The following is a 25,551-nucleotide window of genomic DNA, read 5'->3' as shown; positions in this document are numbered from 1 at the left end:
CGTTATTGGGGGCTTCAGCCGTCCCGAAGCGGGCGGCGGATATCGAGCGCCTCGATCAAGGCGTCGCCGAAGACATTGATGGCGATGACGGCCGTGGCGATGACGAGGCCGGGGAAGATGATGATCCAGGGCGCGATGAAGATCTGCGCGGTGCCGGAGCTCATCATCGCCCCCCAGCTCGGCACGGGCGGCTGCGCGCCGAGCCCGAAGAAGCCGAGCGTCGCTTCGAGCACGATCGCATCGCCCGTCGCCAGCATGCCGGCGACGATGACCGGCGTCATCGCGTTGGGCAGAAGATGCAGGAAGAGTACGCGGGCAGGCCTCGCGCCCGCCGTCACCGCCGCATCGACGAAGAGCTCGCCCTTGAGAGCCATCACCTGCGCCCGCGTCAGGCGGGTGAATTGCGCGAGATAGGCGATCGCGATGGCAATCGCCGTCGAATGCAGCCCGGGCCCCAGGATCGCGATCAGGATCAGCGCCAGCAGGATTTCCGGGAAGGACCATGTCAGGTCGACGAAGACGGTAACGACCTTGTCGAAGACGCCGCCGAAATAGCCGGCGGCGGCGCCGAGCGTCGCACCCATCAATACCGAGAGCGCAATCGAGAGCACACTGACGCTGAGCGAGGTACGCGCCCCCTGGATGATGCGTGAGAGCAGGTCTCGCCCGAACTCGTCGGTGCCGAGCCAATGCGCGACTGACGGCGGCGTATTGGCCATGGAGAGTTTCTGCGCGGCATAGTCGTAGGGTGCGATCCAGGGCGCGAAGATCGCGCACAGCACGAGCGCGAGCAGGAACAGCGCGCAGATGGCGCCGCGCGGCGACCGGACGATGCGGCCGGCGAGGGATTTGCGGCTCATCGTGCACCCATCGCTTCGCGCAGGCGCGGGTCGAGCGCCGCCTGGGCGAGATCGCCGATCAGCGTGCCCAACATCACCGCAATCGCCAGCATCAGCAGGCAGCCCTGAACCAGCGGATAGTCGCGCTGGCCGAGCCCCGTGATCAGAAGGGAGCCGAGCCCCGGCCGGGCGAAGACATACTCGACCGTGACAGCGCCACCCAGAATCCAGCCGATGCGCAGGCCCAGAATGGTCATCACCGGCAGCATCGCCTGCTGCAGGATATGGCGGAGCTGGACGCGCCAGAACGGCACGCCCTTGGCCTGCAGCACGCGCACGAAATCCCGCTGCGAGATCTCGACCATCGCCGCGCGGGTGACGCGGGCGATCAGTGCTGTGCCGCCGATGCCGATGGTCAGCGCCGGCAGCACCAGCGCGTCCCATGTCCTTGCCCCCGAGACCGGGAACCACTCGAACTGCACGGCGAACATCAGGATCATCAGGAGCGCCAGCCAGAAACTCGGCAGCGTCGAACCGAGCAGGATGAAGCCCATCACCGCTCGGTCGAACAGGCTGTCCCGAAAGGAGGCCGCGAGCACGCCGGTGACGATCCCGACCACGGTCGAGAAGATCAGCGCCGTGCCGCCGAGCGCCAGGCTATGCGGCATGTTCTCGGCGATGAGCTGCGAGACCGGCTGGCGCATCACGATGGCATCGCCGAAATCGCCGGTGACGACCTTGGCGAGCCAGCGCCCGTACTGGACCAGCAGTGGCTGGTCCAGCCCGTAGCGGGCGATCATCTGCGCCCGCTGCTCGGGCGAGGAGCCGACCTGGATCAGATGTTCCAGCGGATCGCCCGGCACGAGATGGATGATCATGAAGATCACCAGCGAGACGGCGAGGAAGACCGGCACCAGCATGGCGAGGCGCCGGATCGCGAAGCGCAGCAAGGGATCGATCTCCTACGCGAATTCGTCCCGGCTCAGTTGGCCGGGGCGATGTCGATCATCGACTGGCTGGAGAAGCCGATGCCGCGGATCTTCTCGGGCATCACGACGCGCTTGCCATAGGCCAGGCTCTGCACCGGCTGATAGATCGGCGCGAACGGGTACTGCGACAGCACATACTCGTGGTACTTCGTGAAGTTCGCGACGCGCTCGTCCCAGGTCTTCGACTTGTTCATGGCGATGTCGTTGAGCTTCTCCGCCTCGGGGTCGTTGAACATCGAGACATTGGGGTAGCCCGCGCGCTTGGCCGCGAAGAACCAGTCGACGATATCGGCATTGGTCCACTGATAGGCGCGCACCGCGAGCTGGTGCTCGGTCTTCTTGCGGTACTGCGCATTGATCGAGCCGGCATCGATGATGCTGATATCGGCCTGCATGCCGACCGCCTTGAGCTGCGCCTGGACGATCTCGGCGAGGCGCTTGAACTCGGTGCCGTTCTGGGCCCAGAGCTTCACTTCGAGGCGCTTGCCGTCCTTGACGCGGATGCCGTCCGGACCGGGCTTCCAGCCGGCCGCGTCGAACACCTTCTTCGAGCGCTCCGGGTCATAGGAAATCTTGTACTTGGGATCGACCTGCGATTCCTTCAGCGAGGAGATCAGGAAGGTGTCGGCGGTCGCGCCATTGCCGCCATAGAGGCTGGTCAGGATTTCCTTCTGGTTCACGGCGAAGGCCGTCGCCTCGCGCACCTTCACGTCGGTGAACGGCTCGACACTGGTGTTGATCGGCATGTAGACCACCTCGTTGCCGGGGATGGTCACGAGCTTCACCGCCTTGTCGGCCTGGATGCGCGGCAGGAAGTCGGTGGGCACATTGACGAGCACGTCGGCGCCACCGGTCTTCAGTTCGAGATAGGCGGTCGATTCCTCGCCGATCTCGCGGAAGGTCAGCTTCTTGAACTTGGCCGGCCCCTGATTCTTCGACAGGGCGGAGGCCGATTTGTAGTCGTCATTGCGCACGAGCACGGTCTGCTGGCCGACCGTGAACTGCTGCATCTTGTAGGGGCCGGTGCCGATCGCCTCGGTCACGCCGAACTTGTCGCCCAGAGCCTGATAGGATTTCGGCTCCGGAACGCACATGAAGGAGCTTGCGAGATTGAACAGCAGGTTCGGGTCGGGATGCTTCATGTGGAAGCGCACGGTCAGGTCGTCGACAACCTCGACCTTCTCGATCGCCTCGACGGTGAAGGCATTCTCCGTGCCCTTGAACTGCGGCACCCACCATTCGATCGTCTTGGCGTTGAACGGCTCGCCGTTGTGAAACTTCACGCCTGGCTTGAGCTTGAAGGTCCAGAGCTTGCCATCCGGGCTCGATTCCCAGGAGGTCGCGAGCTGGCCGTGGAAGCTCTGGTCGGCATCCTGCACCACCAGCCGGTCGTAGATCAGCGTCGTCGCCGTGTTGAGCTTCGTCGCCTTGATCGGGTTATAAGTCGGCGCACCAACGAGGCGCGCGGTCATCACGAACGTGGCCTCCTGCGCCAACGCCGTGCCGGCGGCAAGCGCCGACAGGCCCAGCGCCAGAATGCTCCCCTTCATCATCGTCTTCATCCCGCTTCCCCTTTTGTTTCGAGATGTTGCGAAAGGCTGTGATCGCGGCCGTCAGCCGAGCGGGCCGGAACTGTCCCCGACATGGCCGGTGAAGCGGCCGTAGAGCTCGGCCATCCGGTTCAGCCGCGCCTCGACCTGCGGTCCGAGCTCGACGAAGACCGCGTTGATCAGCAGGTTACTCAGGCTCGCCATCTGGGCGGTCGAGTCCCAGAACAGGTTGAACTCGGTCGAGACGACCAGCATCTCGTCGACGAGTCCCTGCCCCCAGTCGCAGAAGGAATCGGTGATGAGCGTGGTCTTGATGCCCGCCGCCTTCGCCTGCTCGGCCAGCACCTTGGCCATGCGCGAATAGCGCCGCGCCTCGAAGATCACGAGGCAGCGCTCGGTCTCGCCCGACAACAGCAGGTCCGAGAAATTGCCGGCGGCGAGATCCGCGAGATGCACGCCGTCGCGCAGATACTGCAGCTGGTTGGCGAGGTACTGCGCGAGCCCGCGCTCGGTCTGGAAACCGGTGACGCAGACGGAAGACGCCGTCGCCAGCCGGCGGGCGACGCGCTTCCACTCCTCGCTCTGGGCCAGCTCGTAGATGCGCACGAGCCCGGCGATCTCCAACTGGAGGCTGCGCGCGAGCTGATCGTCGCCGGCCAAGCTGCGCTGCTGGAAATCGCGCAGACGGTCGCTGATCAGCCAGGGCCTGTCGCCGATCTCCTCGGCGAGATTGGCCTTGAGGTCCTTCAGGCTCTTGTAGCCGAGCGTCCGGCAGAAGCGCCCGACCGTCGGCTCGCTGAGCGAAACCTTCTCGGCCAGGCTCGCCGCCGTCTCGAAGGGCAGGCTCGGCATCTGCGCCAGCATATAGCTCGCCAGCGCCTTGTCGGCCCTGGAGCCGTTGGCGAGGCAAGCCTGCAATCTCTGGCGAAGCGTCTGCGACATCGGCACTCCTGCGCGTCTAGAGATCAAGAAATTTTTCTTTCAAACTGTCAAACAGTTTTTATTTTCTTGCAAAAATGCTTCGCTTGAGGCTCGGTTCCGCTGCGCCTATTCCAGAGAGATGGGGAGGATTCCAGCGACGATGGCGACCGCGACAGGACAGGCCGATGTGATCGTGCTCGGCGCTGGCATCGTCGGCGTCAGCGTGGCGCTGCACCTGCAGGAGCGCGGCAAGACCGTCCTGCTCGTCGATCGCGGCGAGCCGGGCGCCGAGACCAGCCATGGCAATGCCGGGCTGATCGAGCGCTCCTCCGTCGTGCCCTATGCCTTCCCGCGCGATCTCGCGACGTTGGCCAGCCTCGCCTCGAACCGCTCGATCGCTGTGCGCTATCGGCCGGCCGCACTGCTGCGCATGGCGCCCTGGCTGGCACGCTACTGGTGGAACTCGGCCCCGAACCGGCTGGATAAACTGGGCCGCGCCATCCTCCCGCTGATCGAGCGCTGCATCGAGGAACACCGGCGCTGGACGAAAGCCGCCGGCACCGAGGCCCTGATGCGCGGCGAAGGCTGGATCGAGCTTTACCGCAGCCGGCAAGGACTCGACGCGGCGATCCGCGGAGCGGTCGAACTCGCCGCCTATGGCCTCAGCTATGACCTGCTCGATGACGCCGCCCTGCGCCGCCTTGAGCCCGGCCTGATCTCCGGCAGCGTTTCCGGCGCGGTGCATTGGCGCGACCCGGTCACCGTCAGCGATCCCGGCGCAGTGACGCGCGCCTATGCCGCGCTGTTCGTCGCCCGAGGCGGCCAGTTGAAGCCGGCTGATGCGGCCAGCTTGCAGCAAGACAACGGGGCTTGGCGGCTATCCGCCGATGGCCATAACTGGCAGGCGCCTGAGACCGTCGTCGCGCTCGGCCCGTGGTCGAACGACCTGTGCGAGCGCTTCGGATATCGCTTCCCGATCGGCTTCAAGCGCGGCTACCACATGCATTACGAGAGCGCCGCCGAAACGGCACCGCAGCATCCGCTTTGCGATGCTCAGGCCGGCTTCGTGCTGACCTCCATGCAGCGCGGCGTCCGCCTGACGACGGGGATCGAACTCGCCGGCCGCGACGAGCCCTCCGATTCCTGGCAGCTCGACCGGGCCGAGCGCATCGCGCGACAGATCGTACCGCTGGGCCGACGCCTCGATGCCGAACCCTGGCGCGGCGCCCGCCCCTGCCTGCCCGACATGCTGCCGATCATCGGCGCGGCGCCACGCCATCGCGGCCTGTGGTTTGCCTTTGGACATGCCCATCACGGCTTCACGCTCGGCCCCGCGACCGGCCGCTTGCTCGCGGAAATGATGACTGGCGCGCCGCCCCTGTGCGACCCCGCGCCCTTCGCGGCCGAACGTTTCCTGCCCTCGGCGCGTACTGGCTGATCCGGCCGGCCGTGCCGCGCCACGCTTCCACAGCCTTCATTGCAACGCGTTTCCGCAACGGAGACGCAATAACTCCTCGCTAACGATGATCTGCGCACGCTTCGACCATGATTAAGGCGACAGCCGGCCCGGCTACCGCCCGGTGCACGCCGCGACGATGGATTGAGCGATGAAGAGCCTGACGATACGCCGCCGCATCCTGATCAGCTTCGTCGCCATCCTCGCGGTGATGTCCGCCATGGCGGGCGCGAGCTACTTCTGGTTCCTCCAGACCGAGCGCGAAGTAACGCAAGTCGAGACCAAGACCGTCCCAAGCCTGTATTACAGCGCACAGTTGATGGCTTTATGGGCGAATACGACCGGCCTTGCACGCGAGCATGCGCGGGCAGAAAATCCTGCCGCAAAGAAACAGGCCACAGACGCGATTCTGGCCAATCGAGGGCGGCTGCGTGAGCTGATCAAATCCTATGAGAGCGTGATCACGACGGAGACAGACCGACGCAACCATGCTCTGGCGGCGCAACTTCTCAACCAATACGTTCAGGCGGAAGATGTGGTTCTCGCCATCGGCAAGGACGCGACCACCCAGCTTCCCGATCAATCCAGGACCGTCAGAACCGATCTGGACCCAATTTCCGCCAACATGCGCAACGTGTTGAACGAGATGGTCGAGTTCAACAAGGCCGAGGCCGACGATTCGACCCGCCAGATCGTCAGCATCGTTCGCTCTGCGGAACTAGGCCTGATCATCTGCTTCGTAATCGCACTCATCCTCGCGATCCTCTGCGGCGTCCTGTTGTTCCGGGCGGTGACCCTACCGCTCGGCAAGCTGCTCGGCATCGTCGATCACATGCGGCGCGGCGATTTCAGCGAGCGCCTGACACTGGAACGGCGCGACGAATTCAGCACGCTCGCCGACGGCGTCAACGCCATGGCCGACGATCTCGCCGGGCTGATCGGCCAGGTCCAGAAGTCGAGCATCCAGGTCAACACCTCGATCACCGAAGTCGCCGCGACCTCGAAGGAACAGCAGGCGACGGCCAACGAGATCGCTGCCACCACGACCGAGATCGGGGCGACCGCGAAGGAGATCTCCGCCACCTCCAACGAGCTCGCCCATACGATGGACGAGGTCTCGGCCGTGGCCGAGCAGACCGCGACGCTCGCCAATGGCGGGCAGGCCGGGCTCGCGCGCATGGAAAGCACGATGCGGCAGGTGATGGAGGCCGCCGGCGCCATCAACGCCAAGCTCGCGATCCTCAGTGAGAAGGCGGGCAACATCAACCAGGTCGTCACCACCATCACCAAGGTCGCCGACCAGACCAACCTGCTCTCGCTCAACGCCGCGATTGAAGCGGAGAAGGCCGGGCAATATGGCCGCGGCTTCGCCGTGGTCGCGACCGAGATCCGCCGCCTCGCCGACCAGACCGCCGTCTCGACCTACGATATCGAGCAGATGGTCAAGGACATCCAGTCGGCCGTCGCGGCCGGCGTGATGGGGATGGACAAGTTCTCCGAGGAGGTCCGGCGCGGCATGCAGGAGGTGCAGCAGGTCGGCGGCCAGCTCTCGGAGATCATCGAGCAGGTCCAGGGGCTGGTGCCGCGCTTCGAGGGCGCCAACGAAGGCATGCAGGCACAGGCGACCGGCGCGGGCCAGATCAGCGAGGCGCTCTCCCAGCTCAGCGAGGCCGCGCAGCAGACGGTCGAATCCCTGCAGCAGTCGACGCTCGCCATCGACGAGCTCAACCAGGTGTCGAGCGGGCTGCGCAACAGCATCTCGCGCTTCAAGCTGCGCGCCTGACGAGAAAGGCGGAACGGAACCGCGCGATGCTGTTTCTGATGTTCCAGCTGGGGCAGGACCGCTACGTGCTCGAGACCGGGCAGGTCGAGGCCGTGCTGCCGTTGCTCGCGACCAAGCACTTGCCCGGCGCACCCAAGGGGATCACCGGCGCGATCAATTATCGCGGCCGGGCCGTGCCCGTGGTCGATCTCGCGCTGCTGGCGCTCGGGCGCCCGGCCGAGCCGCGCCTGAGCACCCGCATCATCCTGCTGCGCTATCCGTCCGGCCCAGGCAGTGACGATCTCCTCGGCCTGCTGGTCGAGCAGGCCGTCGAGACCATCGAGCGCGACCCCACCGACTTCACCACGTCCGGCGTCGAGGCCGGCATGCCGCCTTATCTCGGCCCGGTCGCGAGCGACGAGCGTGGACTGATCCAATGGGTCCGGGGCGAAGCCCTGCTCACGCCCGAAATCCGCGACATCCTGTTCCGTCAGCCAATGGCGGAGCTGTGATGGACGAGACCGCTCCGATCCGGGATTTCGAGAAGCTGCTCAGGGAGACGATCGGCCTGAGCATGGAGACGGTCGGCGCCTCCGTCATCCGCCATGCCCTGAAGCGGCGGATGACGGCCTGCGCCCTGTCCGATCTTCACGCCTACTGGGCCTTCGTGACAGGGAACCCGGCCGAGCGGCAGGAGCTGGTCGATGCCGTCATCGTCCCCGAAACCTGGTTCTTCCGCGATCGCGAGGCCTTCGGCGCGATGGTGCGCCACCTCCGCGAAAACCGGGCCAGCTGCCGCCCGCTCAAGCTGCTCAGCCTGCCCTGCTCGACCGGCGAGGAGCCCTATTCCATCGCGATGGCGCTGCTCGATGCGGGCTTTCCGGATGGCAGCTTCCAGATCGACGCGATCGATGTCAGCAGCCGCAACCTCGTCCATGCCGAGCGCGCGATCTACGGCAAGAACTCCTTCCGCGGCGCCGACATTGCCTTTCGCGACCGCTATTTCGAGGCCTGCAACGGCGGTTTCAGGCCGCATGACATCGTTCGCCGGCACGTCCGCTTCCGCATCGGCAATGTGCTTTCCGCCGCGGCCCAGACCGGCAACGAGGCTTACGCTGTCGCCTTCTGCCGCAACCTGCTGATCTATTTCGACCGCGAGACGCAAGGCGCGGCGCTGAACCAGCTCAGGCAGATGCTGGCCGATGATGGCCTCCTGCTGGTCGGCCCGGCCGAGTCCGGCCTGCCGCCTCTGCACGGCTTCAACTCCACGCGCGTTCCCCGGGCCTTCGCCTTCATCAAGGCAGAAGCTGCACCGATAAAACCTCCAGAGCCGCCCGCCGCACGAAGGCCGAGACCGGCACCGGCGAAGGCTGCTCCCTTGCCGCGGGCGCAGACAGCCAAGGCAAGTTCTGCGCCGCGCCCCTTCGCGCAGAAGACCGCCTCCGCCCAGCCATCCGCACCATCGCCGGACCGGGTGGCTGCCAGCCTCGCCGAGATCGAGCGCGCCGCCGATGCCGGGCACCTGGCCGAGGTAAGCGCGGCCGCAGAACGCCATATCGCCGAGTTCGGCCCCTCGCCCGATGCGTTCTACTGGCTGGGGCTCGCCCATGACGCGGCCGACGCGGTGGAGGACGCGATGCGGAACTATCGCAAGGCGCTCTACCTCGCGCCTGACCACCAGCGGGCGCTGGCCCAGCTCCGGCTGCTCCAGCAGCGCCAGGGCGACCATGGCGCCGCCAAGGCCCTGGCTGATAGGCTCGACCGGCTGACGAAACGGAGCGGCACCTGATGTCCGCCGAAACCCATCCGATGGCCACCGACGGCATCGACGAATGCTGGCGGGAGATCGGCGTCAGCGGCGACCGCACCTGTCCCGAGCTGGTGGAGCATCTCCACTGCCGCAACTGCCCGACCCATGCGCAGATCGCCCGCAAATTGCTCGACCGGCCCTTGCCACCGGGCTATCGCGACGCATGGACGCAGCATTTTGCGAAACGCGACGAGAAGGCACCCGAAGGCGAGGAGATCGACAGCGTCCTGATCTTCCGCATCGGTGAGGAATGGCTCGGCCTGCCGGCCGGGATCTGCCGCGAGATCGCCGAGCCACGCCCGGTCCATTCCCTGCCCCATCGCCGCAGCGAGGCCGTCCGCGGCATCGTCAATGTCCGTGGCGAGCTGCTGATCTGCATGTCGCTATCCGCCCTGCTCGGCCTTGGCTCGGCCGCCGCCTCTCGCGGCACAGAGCGGATCGCCGTGTTCCCTCGCCTCGTCGTTACCGGCGAGGAGACCCGACACGTCGCCTTCGAGGTCGACGAGGTCCACGGCCTGCACAGCTACCGTACCGATGAACGCGGTGCCGTTCCGGCAACGGTCGGTCGCTCGGCGGCGAGTGTCGTGGAAGCGATGATCCCCTGGAACGGCCGCGCGGTCGGCTGCCTCGATGCGGTGCGTTTGCTCTCCCTGATCGACCGGAGCATCGCATGAGCGGCGAGGACCTCAGCGACCTCTCGATGCTCGAGCTGTTCCGGGCCGAGCTGGCGGCGCAGTCGCAGGCCTTCACGGCCGGCCTGCTCGCCCTCGAGCGCGACCTGACCGCTGCCGTCCATCTCGAAGCCTGCATGCGCGCCGCCCATTCCCTGAAAGGCGCCGCCCGCATCATCGATCTCTCGCCGGCCGTGCAGGTCGCGCACGAGTTGGAGGAATGCTTGGTCGCCGCCCAACACGGCAAGATCCGGCTGAACCAACGGCATATCGACGCGCTGCTCGCGGGGTTGGACCTCCTTGCTGCGATCGCGGCCGGAACGGACGAGCCGGAAGCGCAGACAAGGAGCAGGATCGAAGCCTTCGCGCAGGTCCTGCGCCGCGCCTCCGACGAAGCGACGGCGCCCTCACCGAGCGCCTCTCGCGGCGCTTCGGTGCCTGCAGACGAAGCCCCCGCCACCGAAGCGACAACTCCCGCGCCGCCTGTCCTTGCGGACACACCCGCCCCGACTGGAGATGGCGCCGCTGGCGAGCGCATGGTCAGGGTCACCGCCGACAGCCTGAACCGCCTGCTCGGCCTCGCCGGCGAGTCGCTGATGTCGGCGCGCCGGCTTCGACCGTTCAATGACGGATTGCTGCGGTTGCGGCGTGTCCAGGCCGAGCTCGCCAAGAGCTTCGAGGACCTGCGCGCCGCGATGCCCGTCGATATCGACAGCCGCGCCGCGCAGGCACTGGTGACCGCGCAGCTCAAGCTGGCCGAAGGCCAGGCGCTCCTCGCCCAGCGCCTCGACGAAATGGACACGGTCGACCGGCGCGCGACCGATCTCGCCAACCGTCTCTACGACGAGACGCTGGCGAGCCGGATGCGGCCCTTCGAGGACGGCGTCCGGCATTTCCAGCGCAATGTGCGCGATATCGGCCGGACGCTCGGCAAGACGGTGCGCCTCGACATCGTCGGCGGCGCCACCAGCATCGACCGCGACATCCTCGACCAGCTTGACGCGCCCCTCGGCCATCTCCTGCGCAACGCCGCCGATCACGGCATCGAGACGCCCGAACAGCGCCGTGCCGCCGGCAAGCCGGCCGAGGGCCTGATCCGGCTGGAGGCGCGGCACAATGCGGGCCTGCTCCAGATCATCATCTCGGATGACGGCGCCGGCATCGATATCGAGGCGCTGCGGCAGGCGACACTCGCGCGCGGCCTCACCACGGCAGAGACGGTCTGGGACCTCAGCCAGGAGGAATTGCTCGAGTTCCTGTTCCTGCCCGGCTTCTCGATGAAGGCGACCGTCAGCGACATCTCGGGCCGCGGCGTCGGCCTCGATGCCGTGCAGGCCATGGTCCGGCAGGTGCGCGGCCAGGTCACCGTCGTCTCCGAGCCCGGCATCGGCACGCGCTTCCAGTTGCAGCTGCCGCTGACGCTGTCCGTGATCCGCGCGCTGCTGGTCGAGATCGACGGCGAGCCCTATGCCCTGCCGCTGACGGCGATCGGCCGCGCCTTGCGGCTGCCGCGTGACAAGATCGAGCTGCTCGAAGGTCGCCCGCACTTCCGTCATGGCGAGCAGCAGGTCGGCCTTGTCACCGCCCACGAAATCCTGGGCCGGGGCGAAGCGATAGCCGGCGAGGCCGAATTGGCGACGGTCGTCGTCGGCGAGGGTGACAATCTCTACGCGCTCGTGGTCGACCGTTTCCTCGGCGAGCGCGAACTCGTGGTCCGGCCGCTCGACCCGAGGCTGGCCAAGGTCAAGGATGTCAGCGCCGCCGCCCTGATGGACGACGGCTCGCCGGTGCTGATCCTCGATGTCGAGGACCTGATCCGCTCGATGGAGAAACTGGTCTCGGGCGGGCGCCTCAGGACGCTCGAGCGCAGCGTGGTTCGTACGGGACAGAAGCGGCGCAAGCGCGTCCTCGTCGTCGACGATTCGCTGACGGTGCGCGAGCTGGAGCGCAAGCTGCTTGACCATCACGGCTTCGAGGTCGAGGTCGCCGTCGACGGCATGGACGGCTGGAACGCGGTGCGCTCCGACTCCTTCGACCTCGTCGTCACCGATGTCGACATGCCCCGCATGGACGGCATCGAGCTCGTCACCCTGATCAAGCGCGATCCCAACCTGCGCAACCTGCCGGTGATGATCGTCTCGTACAAGGACCGCGAGGAGGATCGCCGCCGAGGTCTCGATGCCGGCGCCGATTACTATTTGACCAAAGGGAGCTTCCACGACGAAACTTTGATCCATGCGGTCGTCGACCTGATCGGCGAGCCATGAGCACAAGTATACGCTGTGGGGGCGTTTCATGAGAATCGGTCTGGTCAACGACCTGCCGATGGCGGTCGAGTTATTGCGACGCGTCATCGCTTCAACGGCGGAGCATCAAATCGCCTGGATCGCCATGAACGGCCGAGAGGCGGTCGAGGCCTGCCGGCACGACCGGCCGGACCTGATCCTGATGGACCTCACCATGCCGGAGATGGACGGCGTCGAGGCCACGCGCCGGATCATGGCTGAGACGCCCTGTCCGATCCTGCTGGTCACTGCCAGTGTCGACGCCAATGTCTCCGGCGTCTACGAGGCGATGGGCCATGGCGCGCTCGATGCGGTGGACATTCCCAGCGTCGGCGCCAACGGCCACACCTCGGCGCAGACGGCCGCCCTGCTCGCACGCATCGCGACGATCGGCCGACTATCGCGCAGCCTGCCGACGGTCGATCCAGGCTCGCGCCGGCCGCCAGCGCCGGTCTCCTCCTCTCAGCGGCTCGTTGCCATCGGCGCCTCGGCCGGCGGCCCGGCCGCCGTGGCGACCCTGCTCGGCGGGCTGGCCCCCGATTTCCCGGCGGCGATCATCCTGGTCCAGCATCTCGACGAGCAGTTCGTGCCCGGCTTCGCGAGCTGGCTCTGCCAGCATTGCCGCCTGCCCGTCCGGCCGGCCCGCGAAGGCGACAGACCGAAGCGCGGCGCGGTGCTGATCGCGGCGAGCGCCGATCACCTGGTTTTCAAGGCCGGCGGAGAACTCGGCTACCGGGCCGAACCGCGCGACTATCCCTACCGTCCGTCGGTGGACGTGTTCTTCGAAAGCGTCGCGGAACGCTGGCAGGGCGACACTGTCGGCGTCCTGCTGACGGGCATGGGCCGCGATGGCGCCCATGGACTGAAGCTCCTGCGCGACAGGCAGTGTTTGACGATTGCGCAGGACAAGGCCACAAGCGCGGTTTACGGGATGCCCAAGGCTGCCGCCGCGATCGGCGCGGCTGCGGAGATTCTGCCGCTGGCCGCTATCGCCCCTCGCCTGGCCGAGGCGTGCGCTCCGTCGTCCTGATGAAGGTTGCCCATGACAGCCGAAACGAGACCTCCCTCGCCTGACGTCCCGCCCCCCGCCGACAGCTACCTGTCCATGGTGCTGCTGGTCGATGACCAGGTCATGGTCTGCGAAGCCGTACGCCGCGCGCTCGCCCATCATGGCGATCTCGATTTCCACTACTGCACCGACCCGCTGGAGGCGATCGCGATCGCCCAGCGCGTCAAGCCGACAGTCATCCTCCAGGATCTCGTCATGCCCGGCGTCGACGGGCTGGATCTTGTCCGGCAGTACCGCAAGCATCCGGCCCTGCATGCCGTGCCGGTCATCGTGCTCTCCACCAAGGAAGACCCGGCGACGAAGAGCGAGGCGTTCCAGGCCGGCGCCAACGACTATCTCGTCAAGCTGCCCGACAAGATCGAATTGATCGCTCGCGTGCGCTACCACACCCGCGCCTATCTCGATCACCTCCAGCGCGACGAGGCCTACCGTGCGCTGCGCGAGAGCCAGCGCGAATTGATGCGGGCCAATCTCGAGCTCGAGCGCCTGACCCGGATCGACGGCCTGACCGGTCTCGGCAACCGGCGCTATTTCGACGAGTACCTCACCGCCGAGTGGAAGCGCTGCCAGCGTACCCAGAGCCCGCTCTCCGTGCTGATGATCGATGTCGACCATTTCAAGCGCTACAACGACGCCTATGGCCATCTCGCCGGCGACGACGTGCTGAAACAGGTCGCACGCGTGATCCAGGAAGGCTCCACCCGCTCGACCGACCTTGCCGCACGCTTCGGTGGCGAAGAGTTCGTGGTCATCCTGACCGGCGTGCCACAGGAAGGGGCGGTCCATGTCGCCGAGCGGCTGGTGCAGGGCGTGCGCGATCTGAACATCGCGCATGGAAACGACCGGGTGACGATCAGCGCTGGCGTGGCGACCGCCTGGCCGGATGCCGACGGCGATCCCGCGAGGCTGGTCAATGCCGCCGACCTCGCCCTGTTCCGCGCCAAGAACGAAGGCCGCAACCGACTGGTCTATGCGGAGCTGCCTCCCGATCGGTGAGCGGCGCCGGGACGGCGCGGAGGCCGCACCGATGGCAAGCATAGGCAATATCTATTTGCCTGCGCCGCCCCCGGCCTGAAATCCTGAGCTGGTTGGTTCGCTCGCCATGGCTGAGCGAACGCATCGCCCCGCAGCAGCTCCCGCCCCGCCCGGCGGAGAGGAGACCCGTCATGCCCAGCCTCGACACGGCCCGTATCGACATCGAGCGCTTCTGGACCACGATCGAGCGCTCGGCCGAGATCGGTCCCGGCCGGCCGGGCGGCCTCTCGCGCCTCGCCTTGTCCGATGCCGACAAGCAGGTTCGTGACGTCTTCGTCGGCTGGTGCCGCGAGGCCGGGCTCGATGTGCGTGTCGACGGCATCGGCAACATCTTCGCCCGCCGCGCCGGCACCGATGACAGCCTGCCGCCGGTGGTGATGGGCAGCCATCTCGATACGCAGATCAATGGCGGCCGCTTCGACGGCATCGCCGGCGTGCTCGGCGGGCTCGAAGTCTGCCGCACGCTCGACGCGCTAGGCCACCGCACGCGCCGGCCGATCGAGATCGTCAACTGGACCAACGAGGAAGGCGCGCGCTTCTCGCCGCCGATGGTCGGCTCCGGCTGCTTCGTCGGCGCCTATACGCTCGACTTCGCGCAAGGGCGCACCGACGAGGACGGCCGCACGATCGGCCAGGAGCTGGAGCGGATCGGCTATCGCGGCGAGATGGAAGCGGCACCGCACGCCTTCGACGCATACTTCGAGTTCCATATCGAGCAGGGCTACTACCTCGACCGCGACGGCATGCAGGTCGGCGTCGTCACAGGCGGCTTCCCGAGCACCGGCATGCTCGTCGAGTTCAAGGGCGAGACCGCCCATACCGGCCCCTGGCCGATGGAGCGTCGCCGCAACGCCCTGCTGGCCGGCGCCCGCCTGCTGGTAGAGACCGACGAGATCGGCTGGACCTATGCCGCTGGCGGCGGCAAGGCGACGGCTGCGCGCCTCGCCGCCTGGCCGAACAAGCCGGGCATCCTGTCAGACTGGGCACAAGCCGTCTGCGATGTCCGCCATCCCGATCCGGAAACCTCCGAGGTCATGGCCGAGCGCGTGCGCCGCGCCGTCGGCGAATCCGCCGCCCGCGCCGGCTGCACCGCCGAGATCCTCGATATCTGGAAATGGGGCGGCAAGATCTTCGCGCAGGATCTGATCGACAGCGTCCGCCAGACCTCGCTGGCATTGGGCTATCGCACGCAGGACATCCTCAGCCAGGCCGGGCACGACGCCTATTTCGTCGCGCGCCATGCCCCGACGACGATGATCTTCGCGCCCTGCAAGGGCGGCATCACCCATAACAATGCCGAACTCTGCACGAAGGAGGACCTCGAACCCGGTCTCAACGTGCTGCTTCACACGGTCATGGCACGGGCGGATCGCTGAGAAGGACCGCGGCGGCCTCGGCCGCCGGCTCCTCCTCCGCCGTGCTGAGCCGCTGCTCGAACAGCCGCAGGAAGGCCTCTTCCGCGGCGCTGAGCTGCATCGCCGGGTTGGAGATGAAATAGAGGTCGGCGCCGAGCAGGTCCTCGGGCCGAGCGAGGTTCCACAGCGAGCGGCTCTCCAGCGCCTCGGCCACCGAGGCGAGCGGCAGAATGCCGATGCCGAGGCCTGCGGCGATCATCCGGGTAACCTCCTCGAGATTGGGGCTGGAGCCGACGACCCGGCTGCCGAGCCCCGCCCCTTCCCTGACCGAGACCATCGGCTCCAGCGCCCCGTCCTGCCCGCAGGCGAGCGCGACGAAGGGCTCGTCGCGCAGTTCTGCCAATGGCACATCCGAGAGCCCGAAGAGCGGGTGGCCGCGCCCGCACAGGATGCCGAATTCCTCGCGCAGCAGCGGCCGGCAGTCGAGCCCGGCGAGTGGCTTGGCGAGCAGGCAGAAGCCGAAGGGACTGAGCTTCTGCGAGACCGCGCGGACGATGTCCTGGCTGTTGGCGACGTCGATCCGTACGCTGACGCCGGGATGCTTGCGGTTGAGCAGCGTCAGCGTCCGGTCGAGCGGCGGCAGCACGACATGGGTCACGACGAGCAGGCGCACCAGCCCGGTCAGGTCGTCGTGATCTTCCGACAGCCGGTCGCCGATGCGCGCCACACTGCGGTAGATGTCGACGCATTCCTTGTAGAGCAATTCGCCGCGCTTGGTCAGGACGAAGCGGCGGCTGTCGCGCTGGATGAGCTGGCCGCCCAGCGTCTCCTCCAGCCGCTGCAGGGCCGCGCTCACCGTCGGCTGGCGCACGAGCAGACGGTCGGCCGCCCGCGTGATGCTGCGCTCCTCGACGATGACGAGGAAGGTATGCAGCAGGTTCCAGTTGAGATGGTGCAGCTTCGGCTTCGTTCCGCTCAAGCGTGTATCTCTCTTCCCTTGGTGGTCCATGCCCCTTATGCAAACCCGCTGCCGTGGCAAGCCTATGCTTAGCATAGGAACTGTCTATTGGACCCGGTTTCGGTGCTTCCGTAGGTTCGGCAGAACGGACATTCTCCAGCACAAGGGCGACCATGACCGCGACCGGATCATCGGCGGAAGCAACGATCGCGCAGCGCGCCGCGCTCTTCCGCGAGATCGAGACCGCGACGCTCGGCCATATCCTGACCGAGGGTTTCATGGTCCCGGCGATCCAGTGCGTCATAGAAGGCCCGCGGGTCTGCGGGCCGGCCTTCACCGTGAGCGTCCCGCCCGACGATGGCGCGGTTCTCTCCTGCGCCCTGACGCAGGCGAAGCGCGGCGACATCCTCGTCATCGATCGCCAAGGCGACGATCGCCATGCCTGCTGGGGCGCGGTAATGACCGCCGCCGCACAGGCGGCCGGCATTGTCGGCGTCGTCATCGACGGCTTCGTCACCGATGTCGCGGCGATCCGGGCCTCGGGCCTGCCGGTCTGGTGCCGTGGCCGCTCGCCCCTGACGACCAAGCTGCTCGGCAAGGGCGGCTCGATCGGCGAGACCGTCCAGTGCGGCAGTGTTACGATACGCCCCGGCGACTTGGTCCTAGCCGACGAGAACGGCGTCTGCGTCATCGATCCCGCCGAGGCCGACGCCCTCGCCAGGACCTGCGCCGCCATGCAGGCCGCCGAGCCCAGCGTTATCGAACGGGTCCGCAAGGGCGAGCGCATCGACGAGATCAACGGCACGCGGAAGCTCTTCGAAACATCGCAAGCCTGATAGGCCCCGGCCGCAGAATCGCCCATAGAGGCGCGCTCCGGCCGGACGGAACATCCAGAAGCACAGGGGAACACACCGATGAAGATCTTGGGAACGACCGCGCTGGCCGGCGCGCTGCTGGCCGCCTCCTTCGCCTTCGCGCCGGCTCCGGCCATGGCCGGCAAGGCCGACGATACGCTGAACGCCGCCTTTGCGCTCGAGCCGGAAGCGCTCGACACCTACAAGATCGCCGGCCGCGAGGGCCTGATCCTCGCCCGGCACATCTATGACGGCCTGCTCTACAAGGACCTCGACACCGGCGAGATCAAGCCGGCGCTCGCCAAGGCCTGGCGCTTCGTCGATCCCACCACGATGGAATTCGACCTGCGCGAGGGCGTGACCTTCCATAACGGCGCCAAGTTCACCGCCGACGACGTGGTCTACACCCTGACGACCGTGCTCGACCCCGCCTATGGCACGCGCTTCCGCATCGCCGTCGACTGGATCGACAAGGTCGAGAAGGTCTCGGATTTCCAGGTCCGCATCAAGATGGCCAAGCCTTTCGCCGGCGCGGTCGAAATGCTGGCCGATGCGCTGCCGATCTATCCGGCTGCCTATTTCAAGGAAGTCGGCTCCGCCGGCATGGCCGCCAAGCCCGTCGGCACCGGCCCCTACAAGCTCGTCGAGATGACGCCCGGCATCCGCTACGCCTTCGAGCGCTTCGACGGCCACTATGCCGGCAGCCCGAAGGGCAAGCCCGCCATCGGCAAGATCGTGGTGCGCACCATTCCCGAGCTCAACACCCAGTTCGCCGAACTGATGGCCGGCAAGCTCGACTGGACCTGGCGCATCCCGCCTGACCAGGCCGCGCGCCTCGCCAGCCGCGTGCAGATCGTCAACGGCCCGATCATGCGCATCTCCTATGTCGGCATGACCGTGACCGGTAAGGGCAAGGACTACCCGACCAAGAACCTGAAGGTCCGGCAGGCGATCAACCACGCCGTCAACCGCGAGGCCATCGTCAAGGCCTTCGCCGGCGGCGCCTCGCAGGTCCTCAACGCCGCCTGCAACCCCAAGCAGTTCGGCTGCGCGCAGGACGTGACGAAATACGCCTATGACCCGGCCAAGGCGAAGGCGCTGCTGGCGGAAGCCGGCTTCGCCAACGGGGTCGACATCGAGATGGTCTTCGCCGCCATGCCGCGCCCTGTCGCCGAGGCGATCGCCAGCGATCTCGCCAAGGTCGGCATCCGCACCACGCTGAATGAGCAGCAATACGCGGCCGGCGTGCAGAAGTGGCGCGCGGGCGAACTGCCGGCCTTCTTCACCAACTGGGGCAGCTACGGCACCGGCGACGTCGCCTTCATCATCTCCAACTTCTTCGGCGGCGGCGCCGACGACCTCGTCCAGGACAAGGAAGTCATGGAGCTGGTCAACGCGGCCGACACCTCGCAGGACCGGGCGCTGCGCGAGGCGAACTACGCCAAGGCGCTGAAGAAGATCGCCGATCAGGCCTACTGGCTGCCGATGTACGACTTCAACATCAATTACGGCCTGTCGCAGCAGCTCACCTTCAAGCCCCATCCGGACGAGTTCGCCCGCTGGTGGCTGTCGAGCTGGAAGTAACAGCTCCTCACCTGTCGCCGCGCCGCTTCCAGTCCATGGCTGGTAGCGGCGCCATCCCTGCCAGGCAGGCCGACCCGCTATTCCCGGAGCCGTCATGCTGCCCTTTCTCGCGCGCCGCCTGATCGTCGCCGCCCTCGTGGCGCTCGCCGTCTCGGCCGTTGCTTTCGGACTGATGTTCGTCTCCGGCGACCCCGCCGTCGTCCTCGCTGGCCAGGCCGGCCGGGCGCAGGATGTCGAACTGATCCGGCAGGCCTATGGCCTCGACCGGCCGATTCCGCTCCAGTTCCTGAGCTGGATCGGCAACGCCTTCGCGGGCAATTTCGGCACGAGCCTCTATTTCAACCTGCCGGTGGCGCCGATCATCGCCGAGCGGCTTTCGGTCACGCTCGTGCTGGGCTCGGCCGCCTTCCTGCTCGCACTCGTGGTCGCCGTCCCGCTCGGCATCCTCGCCTCGCTCAAGCCCGGCGGCACGATCGACCGCATCGCCCTGATGCTCGCCGTGCTCGGCCAGGCGATCCCGAGCTTCTGGCTCGGCCTGATCCTGATCGTCGTCTTCGGCGTCTGGTACGGGCTCGTGCCGATCTCCGGCACGGAAAGCTGGCAGGGCTATATCCTGCCCGTTGTGGTGCTCAGCTACTACGCCATGCCAGCCCTGATGCGCCTGACCCGCGCCGGCATGATCGACGTGCTGACCGCCGATTACATCCGCACCGCCCGCGCCAAGGGCGCCTCGCAGCCGCGTGTGCTCTTGGTCCACGCTCTGCGCAACGCGGTCCTGCCTCTGGTCTCGCTCGCCGCCGTCCAGTTCGGCCTGATGCTCTCCGGCTCGATCGTCATCGAGAGCGTCTTCGCCATCAACGGGCTCGGCCGCCTCGCCTGGGAATCGCTGCTGCGCAGCGACCTCCCCGTCGTGCAGGCGATCATCCTGATCCTCTCGCTGATCTACGTGACGCTGACCACCGCGGCCGACCTGATCAATGCCTGGCTCGATCCCCGCCTGAGGAGCGCCTGATGTCGATCGCCGACAGCCCCGCCATTCGCCGGCGCAAGCTCTTCAAGGGCCTGAGCGCCAGCAGCGCCATCCGCATCGGCGGTGGTCTGCTCGCCGTCATTGTCTTCGTCGCGATCTTCGCGCCCTGGCTCTCGAGCCACGATCCGATCGCGCAGGATCTCGGCAAGCGCATGATCCCGCCCTTCTGGTATCCGGGCTCGGACCCGGCCCACTGGCTCGGCACCGACCATCTCGGCCGCGACTATCTCGCCCGCCTGCTTTATGGCGCCCGCGTCTCGATCCTGATCGGCCTCGGCGTCACGCTCTGCGCCGGGTTCATCGGCACGATGCTCGGCCTCGCCGCCGGCTATTTCGGCGGCCGTGTCGACATGGCGATCAGCTTCATCGTGACGACGCGGCTCTCGCTCCCGATCGTGCTGGTCGCGCTCGCGGCGGTGGCGCTCGGCGGCGCCTCGCTGAAGACGCTCGCGATCGTTCTCAGCCTCCTGCTCTGGGACCGGTTCGCGGTGGTCGTGCGCGCCGCTGCGCAGAGCCTGCGCAGTCGCGAATTCGTGCAGGCGACCCAGTCCTTCGGCGCCTCGCATCTCTACATCATGCTGCACGGCATCCTGCCCAACCTGCGCAACACGCTGATCGTGGTCGCGACGCTGGAAATCGCCAACGTCATCCTGCTCGAAGCGGCGCTGTCCTTCCTCGGCCTCGGCGCCCAGCCGCCGACGCCCTCCTGGGGCCTGATGATCGCCGAGGGGCGCGAACACATCCTGTTCGACCCCTGGCTGATCGCCTTGCCGGGCGCCGGGCTCTGCCTGCTGATCCTGGCGGTGAACCTGCTCGGCGACGGCGTCCGCGACGCGCTCGACGAAAAGCGCTGAGCGGGCTCAGCTCAGCGTCTTCACCATGTTGCGGGCGATGACGATCTGCTGGATCTGCGAGGTGCCCTCGTAGATCCGGAACAGGCGGGCATCCCGGTAGAAGCGCTCGATGCCGTGATCGGCGATGTAGCCGGCCCCGCCGTGGATCTGCACGGCCCGGTCGACCACCCGGCCGACCATCTCGCTGGCGAAGAGCTTGCAGCAGGCGGCGTCCGTCGCGACGTCTTCGCCGCGATCCTTGGCGCGCGCGGTCTCCAAGACCATGCAGCGCGCCGCATAGGCTTCCGTCCGGCTGTCGGCGAGCATCGCCTGCACGAGCTGGAACTCTACGATCGGTTGGCCGAACTGCTTGCGCTCGACGGCATAACGCAGGCTGTCATCGATGACGCGCTCGGCCATCGCGACGCAGACCGCCGAGATGTGCAGACGTCCCCGGTCGAGGACCTTCATCGCCGTGCGAAAACCCTGCCCCTCGCGCCCGCCGAGCAGCGCATCGGCCGGCACGCGGCAATCCTCGAAGATGACGTCCGACGTATGTGAGCCGCTCTGGCCCATCTTCTTGTCAATCGGCCCGAGCGAAAGCCCCGGCGTGCCCGCCTCGACGAGGAAGGCCGAGACGCCCTTGGCGCCGGGCTGCGACGGATCGGTGCGCGCGAACACCGTGAACAGCCCGGCATGCGGAGCATTGGTGATGAAGCGCTTAGTGCCGTTGAGGACATAGCCGCCCTCGACCTTTCGCGCAGAAGTCTTCAATGAGGCCGCGTCTGAACCAGCCTCCGGCTCCGTCAGCGCAAACGAGCTGATCAGTTCGCCGGAAGCCAGTCGCGGCAGGTAGCACTGCTTCTGTTCCTCCGTGCCGTCCATGATCAGCCCCTGCGAGCCGATGCCGTTATTGGTCCCGATCAGCGAGCGGAAGGCCGGCGAGGTCCGGCCAAGCTCGAAGGCGACCCGGACCTCCTCCTCCATCGTCAGGCCGAGGCCGCCATGTTCCTCCGGGATCGACAGGCCGAACAGGCCCATTCCCGCTATTTCCTGACGTATCTCTGCGGGGATGCGATCCTCCTGCGCGACCTGATGCTCGAGGGGCCGCAGGCGTTCGCGGACGAAGCGCTCCACGCTCTCCAGCAACCCCTGCATCGTCTCGCTGTCCAAGGCCATCGCCGTCTCCCTCGCTTGCCCTCGCCCGGTGCCTCGGGCTTCCTTGACAAGGCGAGGCAGTCAAATACCTTCTGGCCGGTAAGTAAATATCGAGAGCGCGGGGCGGCGGGCGATGGACGCGGTACTGGACGGCATCAAGGTCCTCGACCTCACCCGCGTCCTCGCCGGCCCCTGGGCGACCATGACGCTGGGCGATCTCGGCGCCGAGGTCTGGAAAATCGAGCAACCCGGCGCCGGCGACGACACGCGCGGCTGGATGCCGCCCTCGGTCGAGGGCATCTCGACCTATTATCTCGGCGCCAACCGCAACAAGAAGAGCCTCGCCATCGATATGGGCACCGCCGAGGGCCGCGAGATCATCGTCGAGCTCGCCCGCAAGTCCGATATCCTCGTCGAGAATTTCCGGCCGGCCTCGCTGCGCAAGTTCAAGCTGACCTATGAGGACCTCAAGGCGATTAACCCGCGCCTGATCGTCTGCTCGATCTCAGGCTACGGCCGCGGCCATGCGCAGGAAGACCGGCCCGGCTACGACTTCATCATCCAGGCCGAGTCCGGTTTCATGGCGATCACCGGCGAGCACGACGGCGAGCCGATGCGGCTGGGCGTCGCCTTCATCGACCTCGTCACCGGCATGAACGCGGTTCAGGCGGTGCTTGCAGCCCTCTACATGCGCGAGCGCACTGGCGAGGGGCAGTGGCTCGATATCGGGCTCAACGACAGCGCCCTGTTCTTCCTGGCGAATATCGCCTCGGGCCATCTCAACACCGGCAAGGATCCGGGCCGCTATGGCAATGCCCATCCCAGCATCGTGCCCTACCAGATCTTCGCCTGCATCGGCGGCCGGATCGCCATTGCGGTCGGCAATGACGAGCAGTTCCGCCGCTTCTGCCGGGCGCTCGGCATGCCCCATCTTTCGGAGGATCCGCGCTACGCGACCAACCGCAAGCGCACCGAGCATCGCGAAACCTTGCTGCCCCTGCTCGAACAGCATTTCGCGGGCCTGAACCTCACCGACGTGCTGGCCGATCTGCGTGCAGCCGGCGTGCCCGCAGGCGATGTCCGCAGCGTCGGGCAGGCCCTGACCAGCGACATCGCCGAACTGCGCCAGAGCGTCGTCTCGGTTCCCGCTCCGACGATCGGCTCCTTCCGCTCGGTGCGCAGCCCACTGCGCATGTCCGCGAGCCCGTTGCGCGAACCGACGCCGCCGCCTGCGGTGGGAGAGCACACCGATGCGGTTCTGGCTGAACATCTCCAGCTCGACCCCGAGCAGATCGCACGCCTGCGCGCTGCCGGCGCGATCGGCTGACGAGCCATGGCCGCACCCGGCAGCACCGAAACGAAACCGAAGCGCCAGGGTCGCCCGCCGACCATCGAGAACGCACGCGACCGCATCCTCGACGATGCCGCCCGGCTTTTCGCTAGGGACGGCTATGACGGGACATCGCTCGGCGAGCTCGCCACCTCGGTCGGCGTCACCAAGGCGGCGATCTACCATTACTTCCCCAACAAGAAGGAGATCTACGAGGTGATCATCGTGCGCACGCTGGAAGGCTTGCGCCGTCACGTCTCGCAGGCCACGGGTGCAGCCTCCGGGCCGGAAGAAGCGCTGGCCCGCTTCATGACCGCCCATGCCGATTTCTTCGAGGATCACTATGACGGCTTCCTCACCATGCTGGTCGGCTATGGCGGGATGGAGAATGTCGTGATGATCGCAGAGGCGCAAAAGCTGCGCGACGAGCATGAGCAAGCCCTGCGGCGCATCATCGCCGACGGCATGGCCAAGGGTGCCTTCCGTTCGGTCGATATCGATGTCACTAGCCGCGCCGTCCTCTCGATGCTCAACTGGATGGTGCGCTGGTTCAAGCCGGGCAAGGGTCGCCGCGCCGCGTCCTTCGCTCAGGACTATTACGACCTGATGTTCGGCGGCCTGCGCGGCTGACCGTCAGCCTGCGGCCGCAAACACCTTGGCCAACCCGGCAACGCCACGCCGGATCACGTCCACATCATGTGCCGCATAGCCGATGACGAAGCCGGCCTCGGCCGGGCGCTCTTCCGCGGAAGCGTAGAGCGGCCCGATCGGATAAAGGCCGATCCCGGCTTCGCGCGCGGCCTCGACGATCGCCACCTCGCGCTCTGCCGGGACGCCGTCGAGCCACGCCACGACATGCAGGCCGGTATCCGCGCCGGTCACCGTCAGCCGCGCGCCGCATTCGTCCGCGAGAGCCTGCAACAGCGCGGTCCGGCGCTCCGCATTCCGCCGGCGGATGCTCCGGATATGACGCTCGTAGCCGCCGCTTGAGAGGAACTCCGCCAGCGCCTCCTGCTCCAGCAAGGGCGTATGTCGGTCGGTCAAGCGCTTGGCCTCCGCGAAGGCGCGGCAGAGATCGGGCGGCACGACGAGATAGCCGAGCCGCAGCGTCGGCGAGAGCGTCTTCGAGACGGTGCCGAGATAAATGACCCTATCGGGTGCGGAAGCCTGCAAGGGCGGAATCGGCGCGACGCCATGCCGATACTCGCCGTCATAATCGTCCTCGACGACCATGGCTCCGGCTTCGGCCGCCCAGTCCAACAAGGCCCGTCGCCTTGCCGCCGAAAGGACGCTGCCCAGCGGATATTGATGGGATGGCGTGACATAGGCCAGCCGCGCCGCCGGCAAGCCTTCCGTCCGGATGCCCTCGCGATCCACAGCGATAGGCACAGCCACGCCGCCAGAGGCCGCGAACGCATGCCGCGCCAGCACATAGCCGGGGTCTTCCATGACGAAGCGATCACCGGGATTGAGGAGGAGCCGGGCGCAGAGATCGAGCCCCTGCTGCGAGCCGTTGACGACGACGATCTGCTCCGGCGCGCAACTGATCCCGCGGGCCCGCCACAGATAGCTCTGCAAGGCCGTCCGCAATGACAACGAGCCCTGCGGATCGCTGTAGCGCAGCCGCTCGGCCCGGCGCAGGCTCGCCCGGTTGAGCGCACGACGCCAGGCCAGCATCGGAAAATCCGCGCCGCTCAGGTCCCCATAGCGCAGATCGGCGATGCGATAAGTGTAAAACCGGGCCGGCGCGGGCAAGGACAGCAAGCGCTCGGCAAAATCGGACAAGGCCCGCGCACTTGCAGGCGCAGCAACCTTCAGCACCGGCACTGCCGCAAGCCCGCGCGCCACGACGACACGCGCACCGGGGCGGTTGAGCAGATAGCCTTCGGCAATCAACTGCCCATACGCCGCCGTGACCGTCGTCCGCGACACGCCCCATTCGGCCGCAAGCGCCCGGCTCGACGGCAGGCGGTCGCCCGGCCGGTATTCCCAGTCATGGATTCGCTGCTTGATCGCGGCGATGATCCGGCGGGCGACGCCCTGCTCTTCCAACTGGACCACT

22 protein-coding genes are annotated in these 25,551 nt (G+C 67.0%); 15 read left to right on the top strand and 7 right to left on the bottom strand.

Going from position 1 to position 25,551, the window contains the following annotated elements; genetic code table 11:
* Positions 1 to 14: 14 nt before the first annotated feature.
* From ACODTJ_RS04880 to ACODTJ_RS04865, 4 genes are read right to left on the bottom strand one after another with little or no spacing between them, the layout of a single operon-like run.
* The gene (locus tag ACODTJ_RS04880) at positions 15 to 860 is read right to left on the bottom strand and encodes an ABC transporter permease (protein WP_454656088.1); all 846 of its coding nucleotides are present in this window, start codon (positions 858 to 860) and stop codon (positions 15 to 17) included.
* The gene (locus ACODTJ_RS04875; RefSeq protein ID WP_454656087.1) at positions 857 to 1,789 is read right to left on the bottom strand and encodes an ABC transporter permease; all 933 of its coding nucleotides are present in this window, start codon (positions 1,787 to 1,789) and stop codon (positions 857 to 859) included. The genes ACODTJ_RS04880 and ACODTJ_RS04875 overlap by 4 nt, the downstream gene beginning before the upstream one ends.
* Before the next feature lie 32 nt (positions 1,790 to 1,821).
* On the bottom strand, positions 1,822 to 3,390 hold the full coding sequence (locus ACODTJ_RS04870; protein ID WP_488847740.1) for an ABC transporter substrate-binding protein: 1,569 nt from the start codon (positions 3,388 to 3,390) through the stop codon (positions 1,822 to 1,824).
* A 51-nt stretch (positions 3,391 to 3,441) separates the two neighbouring features.
* Complete coding sequence (locus ACODTJ_RS04865; RefSeq protein ID WP_454656085.1) at positions 3,442 to 4,320, bottom strand: MurR/RpiR family transcriptional regulator; 879 nt, start codon at positions 4,318 to 4,320, stop codon at positions 3,442 to 3,444.
* Between the two features lie 139 nt (positions 4,321 to 4,459).
* On the opposite strand from ACODTJ_RS04865, the gene ACODTJ_RS04860 reads away from it, so the two are divergent.
* The 9 genes from ACODTJ_RS04860 (at position 4,460) to ACODTJ_RS04820 (ending at position 15,763) form a co-directional block, all read left to right on the top strand.
* A complete protein-coding gene (locus ACODTJ_RS04860) occupies positions 4,460 to 5,737 on the top strand; it encodes an NAD(P)/FAD-dependent oxidoreductase (RefSeq protein WP_454656084.1) in 1,278 nt (425 codons plus the stop codon).
* A 169-nt stretch (positions 5,738 to 5,906) separates the two neighbouring features.
* Positions 5,907 to 7,538: a methyl-accepting chemotaxis protein gene (locus ACODTJ_RS04855; protein WP_454656083.1), complete on the top strand. Its 1,632-nt coding sequence runs from the start codon at positions 5,907 to 5,909 to the stop codon at positions 7,536 to 7,538.
* A gap of 26 nt (positions 7,539 to 7,564) precedes the next feature.
* Complete coding sequence (locus tag ACODTJ_RS04850) at positions 7,565 to 8,029, top strand: chemotaxis protein CheW (protein WP_454656082.1); 465 nt, start codon at positions 7,565 to 7,567, stop codon at positions 8,027 to 8,029.
* A complete protein-coding gene (locus tag ACODTJ_RS04845) occupies positions 8,029 to 9,306 on the top strand; it encodes a CheR family methyltransferase (protein WP_454656081.1) in 1,278 nt (425 codons plus the stop codon). The genes ACODTJ_RS04850 and ACODTJ_RS04845 overlap by 1 nt, the downstream gene beginning before the upstream one ends.
* Positions 9,306 to 10,001 (top strand): chemotaxis protein CheW, encoded by a 696-nt coding sequence (locus ACODTJ_RS04840; RefSeq protein WP_454656080.1) that lies wholly within the window; start codon positions 9,306 to 9,308, stop codon positions 9,999 to 10,001. Before ACODTJ_RS04845 ends, ACODTJ_RS04840 begins: the two co-directional genes overlap by 1 nt.
* Positions 9,998 to 12,265, top strand: a complete 2,268-nt coding sequence (locus ACODTJ_RS04835) for a hybrid sensor histidine kinase/response regulator (protein ID WP_488847733.1) — start codon at positions 9,998 to 10,000, stop codon at positions 12,263 to 12,265. Before ACODTJ_RS04840 ends, ACODTJ_RS04835 begins: the two co-directional genes overlap by 4 nt.
* Positions 12,266 to 12,293: 28 nt before the next feature.
* Positions 12,294 to 13,313: a chemotaxis response regulator protein-glutamate methylesterase gene (locus ACODTJ_RS04830; RefSeq protein WP_454656078.1), complete on the top strand. Its 1,020-nt coding sequence runs from the start codon at positions 12,294 to 12,296 to the stop codon at positions 13,311 to 13,313.
* A gap of 12 nt (positions 13,314 to 13,325) precedes the next feature.
* Entirely contained in the window at positions 13,326 to 14,348 is a 1,023-nt protein-coding gene (locus ACODTJ_RS04825; RefSeq protein ID WP_454656077.1) for a GGDEF domain-containing response regulator, read from the top strand.
* A 170-nt stretch (positions 14,349 to 14,518) separates the two neighbouring features.
* Positions 14,519 to 15,763 carry a Zn-dependent hydrolase gene (locus tag ACODTJ_RS04820; RefSeq protein ID WP_454656076.1) on the top strand — a complete coding sequence of 415 codons (1,245 nt, stop codon included), beginning with the start codon at positions 14,519 to 14,521 and terminating at the stop codon, positions 15,761 to 15,763.
* On the opposite strand, the gene ACODTJ_RS04815 is transcribed toward ACODTJ_RS04820, so the two are convergent.
* A complete protein-coding gene (locus tag ACODTJ_RS04815; RefSeq protein ID WP_454656075.1) occupies positions 15,741 to 16,721 on the bottom strand; it encodes a LysR family transcriptional regulator in 981 nt (326 codons plus the stop codon). The two genes, ACODTJ_RS04820 and ACODTJ_RS04815, sit on opposite strands and share 23 nt — an antisense overlap.
* A 152-nt stretch (positions 16,722 to 16,873) precedes the next feature.
* On the opposite strand from ACODTJ_RS04815, the gene ACODTJ_RS04810 reads away from it, so the two are divergent.
* The 4 genes from ACODTJ_RS04810 (at position 16,874) to ACODTJ_RS04795 (ending at position 21,022) form a co-directional block, all read left to right on the top strand.
* Positions 16,874 to 17,536, top strand: coding sequence for an RraA family protein (locus tag ACODTJ_RS04810; RefSeq protein WP_488847729.1), 663 nt, complete (start codon positions 16,874 to 16,876; stop codon positions 17,534 to 17,536).
* A gap of 78 nt (positions 17,537 to 17,614) precedes the next feature.
* Positions 17,615 to 19,138 carry an ABC transporter substrate-binding protein gene (locus ACODTJ_RS04805; protein WP_454656073.1) on the top strand — a complete coding sequence of 508 codons (1,524 nt, stop codon included), beginning with the start codon at positions 17,615 to 17,617 and terminating at the stop codon, positions 19,136 to 19,138.
* A 94-nt stretch (positions 19,139 to 19,232) separates the two neighbouring features.
* Positions 19,233 to 20,150: an ABC transporter permease gene (locus ACODTJ_RS04800; RefSeq protein ID WP_454656072.1), complete on the top strand. Its 918-nt coding sequence runs from the start codon at positions 19,233 to 19,235 to the stop codon at positions 20,148 to 20,150.
* Positions 20,150 to 21,022, top strand: a complete 873-nt coding sequence (locus ACODTJ_RS04795) for an ABC transporter permease (RefSeq protein ID WP_454656071.1) — start codon at positions 20,150 to 20,152, stop codon at positions 21,020 to 21,022. The genes ACODTJ_RS04800 and ACODTJ_RS04795 overlap by 1 nt, the downstream gene beginning before the upstream one ends.
* Before the next feature lie 6 nt (positions 21,023 to 21,028).
* Here ACODTJ_RS04795 and ACODTJ_RS04790 read toward each other — a convergent pair whose 3' ends face one another.
* Positions 21,029 to 22,180 carry an acyl-CoA dehydrogenase family protein gene (locus ACODTJ_RS04790; RefSeq protein WP_454656070.1) on the bottom strand — a complete coding sequence of 384 codons (1,152 nt, stop codon included), beginning with the start codon at positions 22,178 to 22,180 and terminating at the stop codon, positions 21,029 to 21,031.
* A gap of 112 nt (positions 22,181 to 22,292) precedes the next feature.
* On the opposite strand from ACODTJ_RS04790, the gene ACODTJ_RS04785 reads away from it, so the two are divergent.
* A complete protein-coding gene (locus ACODTJ_RS04785) occupies positions 22,293 to 23,486 on the top strand; it encodes a CaiB/BaiF CoA transferase family protein (protein WP_454656069.1) in 1,194 nt (397 codons plus the stop codon).
* Between the two features lie 6 nt (positions 23,487 to 23,492).
* On the top strand, positions 23,493 to 24,119 hold the full coding sequence (locus ACODTJ_RS04780; protein ID WP_454656068.1) for a TetR/AcrR family transcriptional regulator: 627 nt from the start codon (positions 23,493 to 23,495) through the stop codon (positions 24,117 to 24,119).
* 3 nt (positions 24,120 to 24,122) lie between these two features.
* On the opposite strand, the gene pdxR is transcribed toward ACODTJ_RS04780, so the two are convergent.
* Entirely contained in the window at positions 24,123 to 25,550 is a 1,428-nt protein-coding gene (gene pdxR, locus ACODTJ_RS04775) for a MocR-like pyridoxine biosynthesis transcription factor PdxR (protein WP_454656067.1), read from the bottom strand.
* Position 25,551: the final 1 nt, after the last annotated feature.

Source organism: Allobosea sp. FG18 (assembly GCF_057809495.1).
This window is presented reverse-complemented; position numbering and strand designations above follow the sequence as displayed.